This is a genomic window from Enterococcus plantarum, from assembly GCF_001730295.1.
Classification (GTDB): domain Bacteria; phylum Bacillota; class Bacilli; order Lactobacillales; family Enterococcaceae; genus Enterococcus_L; species Enterococcus_L plantarum.
Map to the genome: position 1 here is coordinate 181,452 of NZ_MIKA01000012.1, position 19,567 is coordinate 201,018.

Here is a 19,567-nt window from a genome sequence, read left to right on the forward strand (position 1 = left end):
ACTATTCTTCCTCGTTTTTTCGTACTATTTTTCTATGATGTTTATCAGTAAAGTAAATATAAAAAATAAACAACAGAATACAGCTCACAAATAATACTGCACCAATGGTGAATCCTTCTGGTAAAAATATCAATTGGAGGGTATGTTTACCCTTTGGTAAATTCAGCGCTATAAAGGCTTCCTTGAAAGACTCAACTTTTAGTGGTTTACCATCAATTGTTGCTCGCCAACCTTTATCAAAAGGAATCGTGGTTAATAAGACTTGTGCGTTAGACAATTCTACCTCAGTAGAGGCTTTGCGCCCTTTCACCTGCCAATCGATCCCTTTTTTCTGAATAGCTTGAACAGATTGCTCAAAAGCCACCGTGTCTAGTAATAAAACATCTGGCCGTAAAATTCGAAGAAGTGAATTCCCACGATAGACAACCTTGACAGGTATTACCGTTGGTTGATCATAATGTCCTAAATTGTAATATTGTCCTACTTTTTTCATTTCATGTGTACGAGTAATCCCATTGACAGTAACCTCTGCTTTAACATCTGACATCATGGCAGTATCTTCCGCAAATAAACTCAGATATGCTTGTGTATTTGCAGGGACTGATACTGTATATTGAAGTATTTTTTCTTTGCCAGGGGTAACATCCGAGTAATAAACAAAATCCCCCTCTTGTTCGATTTGAACATTCTCTGTGTTCACTTGCTTTGGTTCTGTAAAACTAACAAATGAACGTTTTTCTTTAGAAAGATAATCTAGCAATTCTGTTTGATTTTTTACAGCTTCTTCTTTATAAATTCCTTTGTCTGTTAAAATACTTAACGGCAGACTCAATCTATTTTCATATAATTGATAGTCTTTTTTCTTCGCTACTTGCTTATATCCAAATTTCATCGGATCTTTTTTAGCTAAATTGTAGCGAATCCCTAATAAAGAATCCATTATTAGTGTATTATTATCATACTCAATAACTAAGTTTGTACCTTCTGAACGAAATCCCAAACTGTTCATATACATAGAGGAATGACGATTCCTTATGGATGAAAACATACTGACACCACTGTATCCCACATTAAAACTTTCGTTGATTGTCATTCGGTCTAAATTTGCAACGCGAGAAAAGCTGTTGTTTTCCCCTTTTGTTTGATCAACCAACGTTTGAATCGTATCATAATTTTTCGTATACGCTTCCCTACTTGGATACGTCCAGTCCGCCTGAATTCCTTTCATCATCGCTTGCGTATTTAAACCAATTTCGAAAATGACTAACAGAACACATAGCCCAAAAAGAATCCCTTTTTTTTGTGGAAATTTTTTAAAAAGCAAAACAATGATAACTAGATAAGTAGCTAAAAAAAGGACGGTCCACAAAAGCTGCTCACTTGTTAAATAGTCATATTTTTTCTTATTGGAAAAAAAGTACGCCAATAGAAAAATAGACAATAAACCAATAACAATATTCACTATTTTGTCGACCTCTTTTTTCTCCAGTTTCTCTAAACCATAGCCTGCTAAGACTAAGGCAAGAAAAGAATATAAAAAGCTAAATCGAAACAGCAACATATTCGGTGCATGAAGCCCATGCCAAAATAAATTGAGTGGTTGAATATAGACACTTGCAAGAATAAAAAGAATCAGGCTACCATAAGCGAACTTTTGTCTCTTGGGAATAGCATTACTAAGAAAATAAAATAGAAAGAAAATGAGTGGAAAGATTCCTATGTAAAGAAATGGCGCACTGCCAAACTTTGCCGTATCATAGACCCCTACCATACTTTTGACAATAAGATCCCAAGGACCTACATCCGGGGTTAATAGTTGCTTAATCTCGGTCAATGCTTCTCCATTATTTCTTAAATCCAATATAGTAGGCAAAATCACTACCATAGAGGCGCCTCCCGCTAGAAAAGATGTTACAAAATAGGGAAGAATGCTTTTTTTATATTGCTTCGCATCCGTTGAGAATCTCGCCCAATAATAAAGAAAGGAAAAGACCCCAATCATAAAAGCCATATAAAAATTAGACACAAATAAAAACAGATAGCTAACAAAAAGCAACATTGGTTTCCTTTTGTCCATCAATCGATGGATTCCTAATATCACCAACGGTAAATAAACCATCCCGTCAAGCCACATCATCATAGGAGAATAGGCAACTGAAAAGCCTATCAATGCATAACTACTACTTAACAAAAGTACTAATATAGACGGTAGTTTAAACGTTCTGTTTGCAAAAATATAAAAAGATCCACCCATTGCACCAAATTTCAGTAATGTTATAATATACATAGCATCTGGCATCCTACTGTTATCAAAAAAATAGACCAAAAATGTAAACAATCCATTGACATAGTATGCTGATAACGCCCAAAAATTTAACCCTAAAGAACCATACCAGGTATAAAAAATACTCTGATCACCGTGGAGCGCATTGTTGTAACTGGCATAAAAATTAGACAGTTGATGAAAGGCATCGCTTGCCATTACTGTTCTCTCGCTGCCTATGTAAATCCCCATCCAATAATACGAGATGCCCATAATCAGAATTGGAATAAGGATACTTAAAAAAAACAGACTACTTCTTTTAAAAAAATTATGTGATTGTGGTTGCTTGCTCTCCATAGTTTCCTCACTTCGACTTTCTTTTTTTGTTACTCGATCAATCCCATTTTCGAAAATGGATAATATCTACCAAGGACAGTTCCTTCAATTTGATTCCTTTGGATTAGCCCTAACTGACGACTATCCTTCGAATGATTACGGTTGTCACCCAATACAAAATAATAATTTTTAGGTATTTCCTTAAATGCATATAATTCTTTCGCGATTTTTTCACTTACCCATATTTTTAACGTACTATCTGGTAACTCTTTTCCAGCTAAATAGCTGTTAACCTCTGGACGATCCCCTTTATTTTCAATCGTTTGATTAAGATAAAGCGTATTGTTATCAAACCAAATCGTGTCCCCTGGAATACCGACCACTCGTTTCACATAAGTCATGTCCGAATTGTTTAACGGGTTGAATATAATTAACGAGTAACGTTTAGGTATTGCGTTTTTTTTCACAAATAGCCTATCATTATCTGCTAAGGTAGGAGCCATTGAATGTCCATCTACGCGATGGGGGATAATCGCAACAAAAAAATACACACAACCTACTAAGGTAAGCAATACTATAAGATTTGCCGTATTTATAAAGTCGCGGATTCCCCACTTTTTTTTTTCTTTCTTTTTTTTGTGCTTTTTCTTGTTATTAAGCTCTTTCTCCATAACTTCCCGTTCCTTACTTTAAAATCGTTCCATCGTATGTAACGGCAATAGTCTCATTTCGACGATACCAATCACATCTTTTTTCTGTATATAACCAAAGGTTCTACTGTCTAAAGCGAATTGTCGATTATCTCCCAATACAAAATAGTGATCCGATGGTACTTGATCTTTTTTAAATAGTTCTACTAGCGTAAAATCTTCAGTATAAACGGTTCCAGTAGAGGAAATTTGTTGGAGCTTCTCTTCTAGAAAGCGTTCTACGACCGGTTCATTATTCACATATAATTGATCGTTCCTATATTCGATGATTTCTCCAGGAAGTCCAATCAACCGTCGTACTTCTTTTTCATTCGTTTGAGGATTTTTATAATAAATCAGCTTAAAGCGTCTTAATTTCCCAAGCTTGTTCACAAATAGTCGATCTCCGTTATTCAAAATCGTCACCATACCATAATCTGCGACTTTCGGGATACGAAAGGTAAAATAGTGAATAACGGAAATAAAACTTACTACAATGATCATCGTTAGCAGAAGCTCTTTATAAATCTTTTTTAATTGATTTTTCTTTTTTCTAGAACGCAGGACTTGCTGCGTTCTTTTCTTTCTTTTAACCGATTTTTTTTTACGTTTATGATTCATTGTGTTATTAGGTTGCTGCTTTTTCTTCTGTTGTATTACTTGAGTGTGGGGCTTTTTTTTACGTTTATTTGATACTTGTGCACCTTTTTTTTTCCTTCTTGTCTGCTTACGTTTTTCTTTTGTGGGCATTGTTGAATGTTCTTTCATCACAAGCACCACCACTTATTGTTTTTTCTGTTTTAATGCCGACTGATTGACGTCAAAGGTTTTAAATACCGTTTGTTGTTGCTGTTTAATTTTTTCAATATCAGACAGATATTCACTACTTTTTTCTTTTGTCAAAGCACCAGTTGACTGACTATTTAAGTTGACACCTAATTCCTTCGAACTAACATAGTACCGTTTTAATAGCTTTTGTCCTTTGAAAGATAACGAAGCTGATGGTGTATTACTACTATATGAAACCAATAGGGAAATCATGTTTTGCAATTTTTCCTGTGATTTTTGTGCATCTGCCCCATTCTCAATTTTTTTTAGTTCTTCTTCAATAGCATCTACCAAAAAATAAGTCTGGATAATAATATCACCATCTTGCTTATTCAAGTTTGTCATTTGATAATAACGAGAATAGCCCGCAGCTCCACTACACATAATGGCAAAAATAAACAATAGAATAGCCGTCTTTAAGCGATTTCCTTGTTTTTTCTTTAATTGAAGATAATGACGTCTCCACTTCTTGCGTTTTATTTTGTTCTTAGGTCGTTTTTTTTCCAATAGTTGAACTTTTTTTCTATTCATTACCCTTACAGTAATGGCGAAGAAAGAAAACAGAAAAAATAAAATAGCACTTGATAAAAATATGATAAATAACCAATCTAATACACTCATAGTATCTATCCCTCGCTCCTCTTATTTCTTGTTAGAGCTTTTCTTCTTTCCCTTTTTCCTTTTTTTAGCTTTCTTTTTATTCACTTGATGGACAATTATGAAAATAACGACAGCAAATATTACAACGCCTGCAACGATCATCGCAATTAATTGCCAATTGATTCCTCGTTCTTGCGTCAAAGTCACATCTTGCTTATTGTACTTGTCTGCTTCCTCTTTGGTAATCTCGAAGTCTTCTGTCCATTCCCACTTACGGTCGCCACTTTTTGCTAAGATATGTGCAATGTAGTCTCCCGCAACCATTTCATCCCCATTCATGGCTAACGGAAAGTCAATTTTTGAATTTGGAGCCATTCGCATGTCAGCTTTCTTAGTATCATATAAGACTTCATCTGATCCTTTAGCCATTACCTGCATATCAATGGTCATGTCCTTCATGAAACCCATTTCTGTATTTGAAATACTTGCAAAGACAGCATTTCGATAGTTTGACAACCCCGCAGATACTTTATTTAGAGTCAATTCTGCTGGTACTACTGCATCACTCTCACTTAGTAACATACCAATGATAAAGGCATAGTTATTCGCGATTCCTTGTTGTTTCTTTTTCTCTGCTTCGGCTTCTTTTGTTGGCTTAACAGTGAGTTGGATTCCTCCAACAATAAATCCATCATATTGCTCTGTTGGCATCGTGATTTCTAACTCTAATTTCTTTTCTTCTTTTGGAGCTAAAGTTACTTCTTTAGGACCTTTAACAATTTCTGTAAAATCATATTTTAGCGATGCGTCATTTTCAATCGCCGCTGGTCCATACTCTAAAACACCATTTGCATTTGTTTTAGCACTACTTAAATCTGCACGAACAGTTACTTCCTTCTTGTCTGAAGGATTTTTCAAGGTAATAGAAACCGTCTGTTTTTGACTAGGCTTCATCAGTAAGTCAAAATAACCGGCGGTGCTCTTTTGGTTTTCAGGATGATTTACTTCATACGTAAAACTACCAGAATCTAATTTATTATCTTCTGCAAATGCTTGTTTTCCTAGGAGTCCTGCCCCGGCAAAACAAACTATGTATAAAACAATGAGGAATTTTATTAGCTTTTTTTTCATGCGCTCTTACCTTTCTCTGTCTGATTAACAACGAGGTTCTTTTTTTCTTAAGAATTGGGATAAAACTCTATGAGTTTTATCCCAACACCTCTTGTATATCCTTGTTTTAATTAAATCTTAGTTTATGGGTTAGTAGGTGTAGTTGCAAGTACCCAAGAAATTTCAGCAGTATATTTACCGTTGTTAATTACTGTATTTTCTTCTTTTGGTACTGTCAATTGAATAGATTGTTCAGCTGAAGTCGCATCAGGTGCTGCTACTTCATATTTACCAAAGTAAAGTGTGTAACGGCCATACCCTTTATCAAATGTTTCTTCACCAGTTCCATTTGCATTATCAATAAATGTAGCTATGTTTCCTTCAGATAATGTTACAGTATCTTTCACGGCACCAGCTTCAAAACCTGTTACAGCTTCTTTAGCTTGTTCACGTACAGCTACATTTTTGTAAGACAATGTTGCTCCATTTAATTTCTTCTTAGTAGACGTACCAATAGTTGTTGTGAATTGTTTTGATAATGTTGCACTTAGTGTGTAGCTGTGGTCAGCAACAGAACGTACATCTTCAAAGTTAACGAAATGAGAACCTTCTACTTGATCTTCTTTCCCTTCATTACCAATCCATTTAGTTGCCCAATATGGTCCAGCCTCTGCGCCGGCTACGATATCATGTTTACCGAAATTAATATCTGTTACGTAAGATACACCGAATCCATTAGCATCAGATGTTGGGCCACCAGATGTAACAATATCATCTCCACTACCACTTGTATTAGTAAAAGAAGTACTGCTTGATGCTGTTGAACTAAATTCAATATCCGCTTTACCTTCTAGTGCGACACCGTCGTCCGCTTTTGTGTTTGCAGGAAGTGCTGCTGCAATCCCAACAGCTGCTAATAAAGCAGCTCCGCATAATTTGTGTGTTAATTTCATTTGTGTTTCCTCCTAAGATTGTTTTGTAATATTTATGGCAACTCGGCAATAATCCAAGTTAACACCGTTGAGTAAGTTCCAGGGAGTTGGTTTGCTGCACCTGGAATGGTTAGGTTGATAGCAGTATTGCTATACAGTTGTTGATTGTTATAGTCAGGATTTACTAAAGGCTTGCCTTTTTCATCCGTCAATGGCTTTAGCGTATTCTCTTGATCAAAAGCATTCTCTCCAGAAGCACCGAATACGATACTCCAAGTTCCAACACCTTGGTCAAGTTTTGCTTCAGCAATATTATATGTTTCACCAACATTGCTCATAGTAATGATTTCTTTCGACACGCTGGGCGCAATACTTTTATCAAAGGTTGAATTCGTCCAGGCTTTATCAAATGAAATGGTCGCACCATTTAGCTGTGCACTCGCATTTGACTCCTGTTGAAATTGATTTTCTTGACGAACCTGTAGTGTCCAACCAGTTGCTGTTCCACGATAATCAGAAACTTGTATAAAACTGCCTCGTGGTGTCAAAATATTTTTAAACATTTGAGCATGTGAAGAATAAACGATATCTTTTTTTGCTACTTTTCCCAAACCGAATGACAAGCGTGGTGCAAAATCAATTCGTAACGGACCTTCTGTCCTGGCAATCTCGCCTGGATCAATTTCTGTCAATGTCTCCGGATCCATGACACCAACCTCTTTATCTTGTTGCTCCAAGATAAGATCCCCTGTACCCGAAGCACCTTCTGCATACGTTACTTCTTGAATCGCGCCACAGCCATAGAGAGCAAGTAATAAAAATGGAAACCATAATCGTCTGTTTTTTTTCATCACTATTTCTCCTTTCCTTTCGTTTTTGACCGTTTCCATACAAATAGGAAGAGGCCAATCACTAAAAGAACAATTCCGCTGATGGACAAGCTTGTTTTCACTAACTCACCAGTAGAAGGAAGTTTCCCTATTGGCTTTTTTACAGGAGTAGGCGTAGCTGAATTTGATGTTTTAGGTTTTTCAGAAGAACTCGTAGACGGTGACGGATCTTCATCTACTAAAGTGATCTCTCCTTTAGTAGAAACCGCTCCTCCATTCCCTTCTGCATTCGCTTGAATAAATAGTAAGTTCAGCAGACAAAACACCAGAAGTGACGGAATCAAGATTTTTTTTAGTCGTGCATTTTTCATAATTTTTCCTCCGTTTATGGTTCATAGGTGTCTGAAATATAATAGGTGATTTCCCCAGAATATTTGCCCAGCTGACTTACTTTTACTGCGGGAATTTCAAATTTGAAGCCATTACTATCTTTGCTTGTTCCCCAAGTTGAACTAATATCGTAGACTTTTTCAGTACTATTCCCATTGGCATATAATACCTGTGGGCTACCATTCATGATAAACTCTGCTTTATCAGGGTTCTTGTAGCGAATCGCATCTGGTAATACTACGGATTGATCTTCACTTGTTAATGATTTGGTTAAAGCGGCTTTTAATGTCCACGTTTTTGCCTCATTAGGTCGAGTATCGGCAATTTTTAATGGTTCTGTGTACTGAGCTGAATTCTCTCGAATAACATTTCCACCAACCATATTTTCCAGTCCAAAATCAAGTATGCTAGGAACAGATACAAGCTTTAATGAACCGACAAAATAGTACGTTACTGTTTCAGATGAACTTGATACAATGTAGCTTTCTTCATTTGACGGACGTTTACTCGCATCCACTCCATAATATTTGGCTTCTGCATCTGCTATCTTCTGTATGATCGTAGGAGTTGTTTTAAGATTTAGCTTCTGACCCAATTTAGTTTGAATGATTAATGGATCAACAACATTTTCACCCTTCTCATCCACAAAATGAATGGTTAATTCTGAGTCCAGTGTGACCACTGTTTCTGCTGGCGTTTTTGTCGAAACGTCTATGGTACCATCCGCAAGATAACCTGCTTTAAAATTAGCTGTTTGCGAGATCACATCATTTGCAGTAGCAGTTGAAGCCACTTTCGCATCGAATTCAATCGTTGACTCATGATTAAAAGCAATTCCATCTGTTGGTGAAGTTGCTGTGATTTTACGAGTCGCTTCATCATACGTGATCGAATCATTAGGAATTTCTACAGCCTCTTTTGTGTTCCAAGTAAAGTTGGTTGGATTTTCCAACTTCGAATCTAGTACCTCTGTAATTTTTAGTGAATTGTAGTTTCTCGATGAACGATATTTAAATACGTATTCATCGGGTGATGTTGCGTTAAAGATAACAGGATAACTTTCTTGCCCATCACTTATCACATACCCTGGAATTACTTTCGCTTTGACTGAATAATTTGGTATATACTTATCTCTTCCTAGATAGGTTACATCATCTGAAATAGGTTGGTCATTTTCATCCACATATCGGACTTTCTTTTGTAAAAGCATATCAAGAGTCGCTTTAAAGCCACTTATTTTAATCACAATATCATCATCAATAACTGTGCCTTTTGCATTAGAAGTGACTGTTGCTGCAATACCATCGAACCCTTCAACAGCTGGTATCTCACTAAAATCATAGCTTGATCCCTTTTTCATCGTATAGGTACTATCTGTTCTGATTTTTTGTCCCAAATCATCCCAGTATTCAACAGATACTGTTCTTGTGTCTAAGTCCTTAGGCGTTTCTTGTACAGACCCAATGTTCAATTTATAATGTAGGGTTTCACCTGGTTGTGCTTTGGCTTTATCTACTGATTGTTCAAGCGTTACATTCGGCGTTACTTTTTCATACACATAATCGATATTCTTTTCTGTATTTACAAAGTTATCCGTTCCATCCACTTCTTTAGGAGACTTCAAATTATATCCTTCAATAGTCGGTGCACTGTATGTAACAGACTCACCTAAAAATCCTAATTTAGTTTGTGAAGCTTGTAAGTTTTTCCCTAATTCGTCTTTGTAATTTATAGTGATTTTCTTCAAATTGATATGCCCAAAAGCAATATTTGAATTCAATTCTCTTAAATCACCTGCATCAGCTCCGCCAGCATTAGCATATTTCAACTTCATCTGGAAAGGAATCGTCAATTGCCCCGTTGCGTTATTCTGATACTTCTTATACGCATCGCTCGCTTTATTAAGCGTTGTTTTAACATCAACACGCAACTGCTCTGTTTTATCAACTAAAGAATCTGTATACGTAGGGAGTGCCACCAATGTAAACTTTTGCGGATTTTTTGAATCTACGGCCGAGACAAAATTTGCGGTTACATTCTTATCATCTTGATCATAAACTTGAATGTCTGATTTATTGAAGCTCATGCTGTCGTCTACAGTTCCTTCAAAAGCAAGGCTTGACAACTTCCCAATTGCTGCTCGATACGGTAGCGGTTGAAGCAACGAATAGGTAATCACTTCATCTTCCAAGTTTTCATCTGTATCGGCAATAAGACTAGGACGCTCTAATTCAAACATGGTTTCGGGCATCTCTATCTGCGATATATTTACTACTGACGTATCAGCACTATATTGAATATCCAAATAGTCTATATTTTCATATCCTAAAGAGAAATAACGACTAAAGTCATACGTATCAGCATTCGTATTACCTGCTGGTGCTATCATTGTTACTTGATCAGAACCAAAATTGTTTGGATCTGTTAAGATACCATTATTCGTCCTCGCAGTGAGATAGCTAAAAGTACCACCAACTGGTTTTACTTTTATCCATTCGTTATAATCCACGTCACCAAACGTCACGTGTCCCGAACCCATTTTTATTGGCTCTCCAGATTCATGATCAATAAAACTCATCCTAAATATCGGTTCACTGTCACTAGTATACGTTATAGAAAACAATAACACTCCTGGATTCTGCCCTGGTTGAACTATTTTGCTTAACCCCACGTAAAAGTCTCTAGTAGAATACGTAACGGGGCCTCGATCTACATACTCATACTTAACATCCACCCAACGACCATTTTTTAACCCCATATGAGTCGCTACTATCTGGTAGCCTACATCGTCCTTAGGTTTAATAGTTTCACGTGCAAGTGTTTTCGGGGCTTCTGTTAACTGTTGACCGTTTTTGGCTCGATATATTTTCGTGAGGGAAGTGATTCTTGGCTGAAATGAATACAAATTGGAAAAACTTTCTGCCACACCATCAGTTACAGGTTTATAAAAATCTGGTTGCATTGGTCCAAAAGTGGACAGCGGAGCACTTGGTTTGGCTCCCCAAACACTTCTAGCTTCTGGCTTTAAAGTAGAGGTTTTTTCTGTCTTTTTCTCAGAATCACTTGTTGACACAGACGTTTCCTTGGAGGGAATTTCTTTTGCTTTGATACTGTTATTACTTGCAAGGAAACCCCAACTTACCAACATTATTGAAGCTGCAACTGTGCTCCATAATACTTTTTTCTTCATTTCCTTTTCCTCCTTTCTTAAAAAATTAGTCTCTTCATTGGTACGTTTTCTGCCCCAACGAGCTACTTTTTATTTATTTCAACTTTCAAATTATATTTAATTTAAAAGAAGAAAGCTCAAATTAAATTTATACTTTATATTTACAAAACAATTTAATAAACAAACAATCAACAAATATTATGATATATTATTTAACTCATCTTTTCTTTCAACATCGTCAGAGGAAGAAGAACTATTTGAAACAAAACCCCTTATTTACTGCTAGATAATCTTATTTTTGAAAGCTCTCTTCCTATATAACTATTATCGATTTAAAAACAAGACACTCTGTCTAAATACTCAACATATACCCTTTCGAACGGACTGTTTTTATATATTCAGGTTTTTTAATATTTTTTTCAACTTTACTTCTTAAATGATACACAACGTTCGCTACACGATATTGTTTGTTTTCTAACAAATCGTCATTCCATATTTTTTTATAAATGGTTTCATAGCTAACCGCTGTATTTGGTGTTTTTAATAGAACTTCTATTATTTTATATTCAAGTTTCGTTAAAACAACTTCTTTTCCTCCATCTATAAAAACACTAATGTTACTAGGATTTAATTCGAATATATCTTTCTTGCCAAAAGATGTTTCTGCAGAAGTGCTTTCTACTTTCTTTTGACCTATTCGAGATAGCGCATTATCCATAATCAATTCGATTTCTTTCACTTCTTTATGGGCGCCAAATACTGCATCTGCCCCTAACTGTAAATAAACAAGCTTCCCTACTGAATTTTCTGTTGCAGTAGCAATCCAGATATAGCAGTCTGATTTCTTTTTAATTTTAAAAATCAAATCACAAATAGTGCTTAAATCTGACGTTTCTTCTTCTCGCATAAATACCGCATGTACTTTATCGATCTCTTCAATATTCTCGTCTAGATCAACTACATTATATTTTTTTCTTAATGCGTCATAATCAATCATGTTCTCTGCTGGTTCGCTTGGATAAAGTATTCCTATGTTATACATCTTAGTATTCTCTCCTATTCAACGTTAGATAGACATTATTTATATTTCATTTTCGTATCTATTTTATATTCATTATGATAAATCATTTTGATTTATATTGTTTTCAACATATTCAGAGGGGGCGGAGCTAATTGAAATTTCATCTAAAAATCATTCAAAATAGACGTTACAAGCTTCCTAAAAGAGTTTATGTTATTATACGTATGTATTTACGTAATACATGAATCGTTAAAGGAGCTGTTAGGCTATGGAATCGCTCTTCATGAAGAAAAATGAAGCCCTTCGCTTTGAGTTATTAAAACAACTTCTCTATGCCCAAAACGGAGCAACTACTCAGGAAATGATGAAAAAATTTACTATTTCTAGCAAAACTTTTTATCGATATAAACAAAAACTTACCGATGATCTCAATAGTGTATTCACTCAGAAACAAGTGAAAATACGCAAGAGAAAACTCGTTTATACTGTTGAGTTAGCAGATTCGCTAACTTTCAGTTATGTGATTGATTCAATGAGACTCTACTATATTAAGAATTCCCAAAAATTTTCGATTTTAGCAGCTCTTTTAAAAAGACATTATGTATCCGTTGAAGCACTCGCACAGGATCTAAATCTAAGCCCTTCCCATGTCTATTCGAATTTGAAAAGTTTAAAAACGATGTTAGCGCCTTTTCAATTAAAAATTTCTTTTTCAGCTACGCTTTATCAAACGAATATCATTGGGGAAGAAAAAAATATTCGTGTGCTAGGCTTTATTCTGTTTTGGATCGTTTTTAAAGGAGTAGAATGGCCATTTGAAAAAACACCAAGTGCTTTCCAGCTCCTTCCAATAGCTGTAAATGATGATCGACTATCTTTCTCACAAAAAAATAGAGTCCGATACTTTCAAAATGTTACTTTTTGGCGTGTCCTTTATAGAAAGGAACGTTTATCTCTTTCTGACGAATTTATGGACTATCTTAATTTTTTCGAACAAACCGCTCCAACACAGTTGTTTTTAGAATTGAAACAAGTCGATTTAGAGTCCATCGATAAACAAAGTGAAGCCTATTTCTTTGGGTTTTTATCACGGTTTCTTGTCGCAAATATTGATTCGGATGAAGAAAAACAGAGTATCGCACAACATTTTATTAACTCTGAACTTCCACTCGCTCTCTTGACCACAAAAATCTTAAATAAATTATTAGCATCGTACAATATAAGACTCACAAGCGATAATTATCTAAAAAATTATTATTTATTAATCATAAATTTATTATATATTCGCTATATTGGTGTCGATTTTAGACGTTTTCTAGTAAATGACTCCAGTGAGTCGAAAGCAAAATGGTTTTCTCCAAACGAAGCTTCTTATCGATTATTCGTAACAGATTCCTTAGTCTCTGAGCCCCTATTAAAAAAATATATGAAGCCAGGTTTTATCTCTTTGATGGCTAAATTTTTTCATTCTATTTTGAAAAGTGCTGAAAAAGAAGCTAAGTTACTGATTTTTATTCAACATTCGCCTAATAATTTTATTTATGACTTTGTTAAGAATAACTTATTGATTATTTTTGGCGATTCGACATTAGATTTTACGTTCGATTCTGATAAAGCGGACATCATTATTTCTGACTCCTTTGAATCGGAACGAACAAATGCAAAAACATTCCATTTTGAGTATTCTCATGATCCTGACACTTGGAATGCCTTGATTTTATTTATAAGTGGTAAAATTTATTCACTTCATAATCCGCAATTCAAGTACTAATGACCTACTCATTTTTTACTAGTAGCGTTCTTTCGTAGTAAAGCATTAAAATCTTTTCTTCTATTTCTTCTAGCAACAGAGAAAAATCAAAGCTGTTTGAAAAAGATGAAATAAAGATTACTTTCGCTTCTGGCTCCGCTTGTTTTAGCTGAACATCCGTCACAATAATATCTGGGGACGCGCTTTTATTTTCTACAAATTCAACTTTGTCGCTAAAAATCAAATTAATTTTTTGACGTATAATCGGCTCTACGAATATTTTAGAGTTTCGAATCAAGATTTTCACTTTCGGAAAGTCCATTTGTAGGAATTTCGTTAAAAGTGTATAGACTACTAAATAGACATAATCTATCAATGTTTCTTGATTGATAGATTTTTTGATTGATTCAAAAAACAGGCCATATTCTGTCTCTTCAATCAATTCATGCATAAGATTTTTAATGCTCAACTGAATTTTTTGTTCAGCTGTGTCCGCATAATAAAAACTTTTTTCATCGTAAATGTAATAGAACATTCTTGGATCAACAAAGCTAGTCTCAAATAATAAGTGCATCATATCTATTTCTTTTCTTATCTCCCAATAGATCGATGAATCCGTCACTCCTTGAAAAAAAGTAGCCATTATTTTATTCGTTAATACATTACTGTACTTTATAAATTGAAAATTTGTTTCGTTGAAAAATTTAGGATATTCTTCAATTTCAAATGCTTCTTCATGTGATAATCGTTCTTTATACATTAAAAATAATACTGCACTCGTCTCATCCCATGACTGTTGTTCCGTTCTCTTCTTATGTAAGTGAAAGTAGTCAAATAATAACTTTGTATAAAAACCCTCCTGAAATTGTTCCGATAACTTCGATAGAATACTTTTCTCTATATATTTTTTATGCCCAAAACGAACATTACAAATATAAAGCAATAAGCATAATTTCCCTTTTTTAATACTATCGATCTTGTCCCACTCTTTTATATTGCTACTTAGGTAATCATTTATCTCTACATAGCTATCTGTATCGAATGCCCAGCTGTTTAAAGCATTTGAAAAAAATAGAAAAAAGAAATTACGGATTCTTAATTCATCGCCTTCTATCTCATTTGTTCGCGTTAAACTTAATTCACATCGACTCAATATTTTCTGAAGTCTTCTTCTATGACGAGAGAATGTCGCCGGGCTTATAAATTCTATATCACAAAAAGTGATGGCGTCGATCCTATTCATCAAAAAAAGATGTTTAATCATTTTATACAAAATAGAATGTTTTAAATGTTTGTTACTAATACTCACTATATCTAAATTATTTGCATATACACCTTGCATTGTTTGATTAGTGTAATATACTTCAAATTGCTCTTTCGAAACATCTAATTCTTGTTCAAACTGCTTAATAATCATTGAAACGGTCTTCTTTGAAAGTTTGGTTGCTTTACCAATCTCCGATAAGCTCACTTCCTTTCTTTGATTATCTACATAACTTAAAACACTTATACGTCTATCATAAACATCGTCCAAAAAAATACGCACATTTATTCACCTTCTTTTTATGGTTTTCATTTCTTTTTCCAATATTTTCGACATCTTTATTATCATAACTGTTTCTTATTTTTCGTTTTTTCCTTTTCTTCCACCCGTAAAGAAGTTTTTGAAATAACATTAGTTAATAATATAATATTTTTATTTTTTTATTTACTTTGTTACGTCCTTTTTTTCGACAAAAAAAAAGAATGGTTATTTATCAAAATCCATATTTTATCGATATAAACCTATAAGAACCCATCTATATAGATGTTTTACATGCGTTCTTTTTCTCGATCATCAGAATATTTCAAACTCTTTTTTATTCGTATTTTTCTGTAAAAAGTTATATTTATATTATAAAATTCACATATTTAATTCTTCATTCTCTCTATAAAATGCTTAATTCACTAAATAAATAATTCTAAAAAAATTATTAAATGAAGAACACCCTCGCTCATTTAGCCTTCACTTCTTATATATATGACTTTTACTATATTTTTCTTTTTTTTCTGCCTATATAAATTTAGTTGAAAGAACTTTTTTCCAAAAAATTATATAATGTATTATCGCCACAATACATATTAACGTTCGTTGTAAGTACTCACTATGACAGAACGATAAGGAGAATTACTTCATTGAAAATTAAAAAAAAGCAATTATTTTGGCTAGTTACTCTTGCCACCCTTGTTAACATAGCGTTTTACTCGCATGTCGTTTACGCTGAATCAGCTGATTTATTAAAAATGACAATCATTCCTCGAGGCGATGCAAAAACGGAACAGGGAAAAGATCAACGAAGAAATGCTCACACCTCTTTTGAATCTACAGGTATCTTTTTACCAAAAGACGAAGAAATCATCATTTACGTAGATGAAGCACCAGAGAATTTAGAATTGCGCGTTGGGCAATGGGGAAATTATACAAATGTTGCTGGACTTACAGATGGAAAACTTCAGTTCAATTCTGGAAAAGCAAAACTCCAACAAGGAGAAAACCGCTTTACCAATACGCTGACTGGCGGAATGGTTTATTTAGTCAATTCCTCTACAACACAAACGATCCATGTCAGTCTCTCTAAAACCATCAATGTTCCTTATTTCATACAAGGAAAAACTTCTATTGACGATTTTAAAGCATCCTTGGAACGATTCAGTGATGTGCCTTTTATGGAATTCGTGAACGATGATACGATTGCCACTATCCGAATGGATCGAGCAAAAGATATTTTTCTAAAAGGGGAACAAGTTGATCGTTTTATGAAGTATGTGTCCCAAGCTCTGCATCTTGAAAACAATGCGGCTGGACTTGACTTCAACGGTCTTGGTATTACGAAAAAAGCGCCACAGCGGATTCATATAGCCAATCCTTCAGATGGTATCGGAAAATTTTACTGTACAGATTTTTATTTAGGCATGCATAGTGCGACAACAGGCGATAGAGAAGTCTTTAATTCTGGAGAGAATATGACAAACTGGGGGCTATTTCATGAGATAGGGCACTCCTATCAAAATCCTTTTTACACTTGGGATAATATGAGTGAGGTAACTGTTAATATTTATTCAGATTATGTACAATCTAATCTTGCTGGTAACAATAGTCCTTATGACGCCATCATGAGTCCAAATAACAAAAATAATAATTATAGAGCAAAAGTCGCTCGTTATTTTACCAACGTACAAAATGATCCTTTATGGAACATGGATGCGGAAATCGCTAAATACCCAACAGATTTTTATTTTGCTGCATTAGGTATGTATGTTACTTTGCCTAGAACTTTTGGCTATAGCTTTTATCCTGAGCTTAATAAACTATATCGAGCAACTCCTGCATCTGATTTACCAAGTACTAGCGATGAAAAAAAACAATTTTTCATTATCATGGCTTCAAAAATAGCCAATCGGGATTTGACTCCCTATTTTGATTTTTGGCGTTTCTCGTTAACGGATGAGACGAAGCAAGCCTTGGCAGACCTTCATTTACCAAAACTCGAAAAAGAAATTTGGAAAGATATCCTAGCAACAGAACAAGAAGAGCTAAACGGGACATATCGCATTTCAGATCACACTTATACCTTGCCTTATGCAGACCTGAATACTGCAACCACTTTTCTTAAGGTTCCTTTTGAAGAAATGAATCGATTTTCCTTGGAATCATATTTTTCTAATCTTCGTTCTGAACCAATTGCTTCTCCCGTTCGCTATCTAAAAAGTGATATTGCTGATCCTACAAATTTTGCTATTCAAGACGGCTATGCCTATTTTGAAAACGAGCGGATGATTAAAAATAGATTCAACGTTCCAACTCAAATCATCCCGAACAATACGTATGTCATGGCTGGGCAAAATGGTCCTTACGCTGCTATCGATTATGATCCTAGTACACAAGAGCTTGTTGCTATCGGAAATCACAAGCAGATCTTGCAAAATATCCCCAATAATATCTACCCTAAAGTAACGGTTTATAGTGCAAAAATGAAAGAGAAAAAACTATATGCTGAAGGATATGGTCGAGATACAGGAATTGGTTTTGCCAATAAATTAAATACATTTAAAGTAGCCGAAAACGATATTATAGAGATTTATCACCGGGAATCAACCAGACGAGTGTCTCGATACATAAACGGTAAAAAGGTTACAACAACCAAGGATACCTACTATTACATCATTACTCCTGAAGGGTGGAAAGAGCTTGATTTCACCCCCGTAGTCAAATGGAAACAAACAGAGTTTCCTATCTCAAAAGCCTTGACTACAGACGATTTTATTGATAGCTATGATAATCCTGTTAATGGGGATGTGACGTTTTCTTTTGGAACAACACTTCCTGTGCAAAGTATCAAACAAGGGCAAACCTTATCTAGCTATCTTAGCCAGACAGTATCGATCACAGCTCAAAATAGTCTGTTTGGCTCTGTAGGAGAGTATTCGGTTCCTTTTCACTACTATTTTGAAAATACGATCGTTATCCCTCGACATGGCGGATATGGAACACTTTTGACATATGATAAAGACAAAAAAAATCTTGTTGCCCAAGGAGCAGATCCTTATACCATGAATGGAACAGATCCTTCAACAACGCCTTTAGTCACTATGAAAGTAACCTATCTAAACAAAGAGAAAACACCTACTCAAATAGAAGTAAAAAATAATACCCGGGCCAACGCCTTTACTAAGATGGTCAATGATCAACATATCGTATTGGAAACTGGAGATGTGATAGAACTCACACATTCTAGAGTTAATAAAGAGGGTATTTCTCTTGATGCTGACAGCAAACAGTATGTGACAAAAGCTTTAACCGCCTTTGTTGAAGGAAAAAAATATGAGACTTTCAATGGACCTACGCAATACTTTTTAGTGACAGATATGGGCTTGAAACTATACGAAAATCCAGAAGAAATAGTTGGGAAAGTTACTGTCAATTACGTAGATGAGCAGCATGTGCCCATTGCAAGTCCAGATCATTTAAGTGGGAAAATCGGTACATCTTTTACAACTTCTCCTAAAGAAATTGAAGACTATTCCTTAAAAGAAGGACCAGAAAAGAGTACTGGACTGTTTTCTGTGGAGGACCAAACTATTACTTATATTTATACCAAAGAAGGCAAATTATCCATCGATTTTGTTTCACCTATTCACTTTGGTACTCATCCTATTTCAAGAAATACAATGAATGTTACTGCTGAAAAGTTACCTGCATCAACCTATTATGTTGAAATTACAGATACTAGACCAGAGCCTGGAAATTGGAACTTACAAGTACAGCAAAGCCAACAGTTCAAAACCTCTAACAATGAGGTTTTAGCAGGCGCTCTCTTTTCTGTCTCGAACCTCTACGCTGAAGAGAAATCAGATGGAACGAGAGTCCCTTCCATCATAAATTCAGAATTCACTTTGACATTTGATGAATACGAACAAGGGTCTATTCAAACTGTTTTAGCAGCTAAACCTGGCGAAGGTGGCGGAACTTATCGTTTTTACTTTAATGAACCAACGACAGATACTCCTAGTATCCACCTCTTGATTCCACATACAGCAAATAAAATGATCGGTTCATTTTCTAGTGAGCTGCTTTGGACATTGTCAATAGTCCCATAAATAACGGACACT

13 protein-coding genes are annotated in these 19,567 nt (G+C 34.9%); 2 read left to right on the forward strand and 11 right to left on the reverse strand.

Annotated features, from left to right (window positions below; translation table 11 throughout):
• Position 1 precedes the first annotated feature (1 nt).
• From BCR22_RS06415 to BCR22_RS06460, 10 genes are all read right to left on the reverse strand, one after another.
• The gene (locus BCR22_RS06415) at positions 2-2,620 is read right to left on the reverse strand and encodes a YfhO family protein (RefSeq protein ID WP_069654116.1); all 2,619 of its coding nucleotides are present in this window, start codon (positions 2,618-2,620) and stop codon (positions 2-4) included.
• A 29-nt stretch (positions 2,621-2,649) separates the two neighbouring features.
• Positions 2,650-3,270 (reverse strand): signal peptidase I, encoded by a 621-nt coding sequence (lepB, locus tag BCR22_RS06420; protein ID WP_069654117.1) that lies wholly within the window; start codon positions 3,268-3,270, stop codon positions 2,650-2,652.
• 18 nt (positions 3,271-3,288) lie between these two features.
• Complete coding sequence (gene lepB, locus BCR22_RS06425) at positions 3,289-4,056, reverse strand: signal peptidase I (RefSeq protein WP_083241769.1); 768 nt, start codon at positions 4,054-4,056, stop codon at positions 3,289-3,291.
• A gap of 15 nt (positions 4,057-4,071) precedes the next feature.
• Positions 4,072-4,737 (reverse strand): hypothetical protein, encoded by a 666-nt coding sequence (locus BCR22_RS06430; protein WP_069654118.1) that lies wholly within the window; start codon positions 4,735-4,737, stop codon positions 4,072-4,074.
• A 21-nt stretch (positions 4,738-4,758) separates the two neighbouring features.
• Positions 4,759-5,847 (reverse strand): WxLIP family cell surface protein, encoded by a 1,089-nt coding sequence (locus BCR22_RS06435; protein WP_069654119.1) that lies wholly within the window; start codon positions 5,845-5,847, stop codon positions 4,759-4,761.
• Positions 5,848-5,969: 122 nt separating this feature from the next.
• On the reverse strand, positions 5,970-6,779 hold the full coding sequence (locus BCR22_RS06440; RefSeq protein ID WP_069654120.1) for a WxL domain-containing protein: 810 nt from the start codon (positions 6,777-6,779) through the stop codon (positions 5,970-5,972).
• Between the two features lie 32 nt (positions 6,780-6,811).
• Positions 6,812-7,609 (reverse strand): WxL domain-containing protein, encoded by a 798-nt coding sequence (locus BCR22_RS06445; protein ID WP_069654121.1) that lies wholly within the window; start codon positions 7,607-7,609, stop codon positions 6,812-6,814.
• 2 nt (positions 7,610-7,611) lie between these two features.
• Entirely contained in the window at positions 7,612-7,959 is a 348-nt protein-coding gene (locus BCR22_RS06450) for an LPXTG cell wall anchor domain-containing protein (RefSeq protein WP_069654122.1), read from the reverse strand.
• 14 nt (positions 7,960-7,973) lie between these two features.
• Positions 7,974-11,168, reverse strand: a complete 3,195-nt coding sequence (locus tag BCR22_RS06455; RefSeq protein WP_069654123.1) for a MucBP domain-containing protein — start codon at positions 11,166-11,168, stop codon at positions 7,974-7,976.
• A 331-nt stretch (positions 11,169-11,499) separates the two neighbouring features.
• Positions 11,500-12,189: a winged helix-turn-helix domain-containing protein gene (locus BCR22_RS06460; RefSeq protein WP_069654124.1), complete on the reverse strand. Its 690-nt coding sequence runs from the start codon at positions 12,187-12,189 to the stop codon at positions 11,500-11,502.
• 262 nt (positions 12,190-12,451) lie between these two features.
• Between BCR22_RS06460 and BCR22_RS06465 the strand changes: the two genes are divergently transcribed.
• Positions 12,452-13,939, forward strand: a complete 1,488-nt coding sequence (locus BCR22_RS06465) for a helix-turn-helix domain-containing protein (RefSeq protein WP_069654213.1) — start codon at positions 12,452-12,454, stop codon at positions 13,937-13,939.
• Positions 13,940-13,943: 4 nt separating this feature from the next.
• On the opposite strand, the gene BCR22_RS06470 is transcribed toward BCR22_RS06465, so the two are convergent.
• Positions 13,944-15,464, reverse strand: a complete 1,521-nt coding sequence (locus tag BCR22_RS06470; protein ID WP_069654125.1) for a helix-turn-helix domain-containing protein — start codon at positions 15,462-15,464, stop codon at positions 13,944-13,946.
• Between the two features lie 629 nt (positions 15,465-16,093).
• On the opposite strand from BCR22_RS06470, the gene BCR22_RS06475 reads away from it, so the two are divergent.
• Positions 16,094-19,555 (forward strand): M60 family metallopeptidase, encoded by a 3,462-nt coding sequence (locus tag BCR22_RS06475; protein ID WP_069654126.1) that lies wholly within the window; start codon positions 16,094-16,096, stop codon positions 19,553-19,555.
• The last annotated feature ends 12 nt before the right edge of the window (positions 19,556-19,567 follow it).

Bases quoted from the DNA above. Each gene is read 5' to 3' on its own strand.
- BCR22_RS06415 (WP_069654116.1), bottom strand. From the start codon at position 2,620: ATGGAGAGCAAGCAACCACAATCACATAATTTTTTTAAAAGAAGTAGT.
- BCR22_RS06455 (WP_069654123.1), bottom strand. From the start codon at position 11,168: ATGAAGAAAAAAGTATTATGGAGCACAGTTGCAGCTTCAATAATGTTG.
- BCR22_RS06430 (WP_069654118.1), bottom strand. From the start codon at position 4,737: ATGAGTGTATTAGATTGGTTATTTATCATATTTTTATCAAGTGCTATT.
- BCR22_RS06460 (WP_069654124.1), bottom strand. From the start codon at position 12,189: ATGTATAACATAGGAATACTTTATCCAAGCGAACCAGCAGAGAACATG.
- BCR22_RS06435 (WP_069654119.1), bottom strand. From the start codon at position 5,847: ATGAAAAAAAAGCTAATAAAATTCCTCATTGTTTTATACATAGTTTGT.
- lepB (WP_069654117.1), bottom strand. From the start codon at position 3,270: ATGGAGAAAGAGCTTAATAACAAGAAAAAGCACAAAAAAAAGAAAGAA.
- BCR22_RS06445 (WP_069654121.1), bottom strand. From the start codon at position 7,609: ATGAAAAAAAACAGACGATTATGGTTTCCATTTTTATTACTTGCTCTC.
- BCR22_RS06440 (WP_069654120.1), bottom strand. From the start codon at position 6,779: ATGAAATTAACACACAAATTATGCGGAGCTGCTTTATTAGCAGCTGTT.
- BCR22_RS06450 (WP_069654122.1), bottom strand. From the start codon at position 7,959: ATGAAAAATGCACGACTAAAAAAAATCTTGATTCCGTCACTTCTGGTG.
- lepB (WP_083241769.1), bottom strand. From the start codon at position 4,056: ATGAAAGAACATTCAACAATGCCCACAAAAGAAAAACGTAAGCAGACA.
- BCR22_RS06465 (WP_069654213.1), top strand. From the start codon at position 12,452: ATGAAGAAAAATGAAGCCCTTCGCTTTGAGTTATTAAAACAACTTCTC.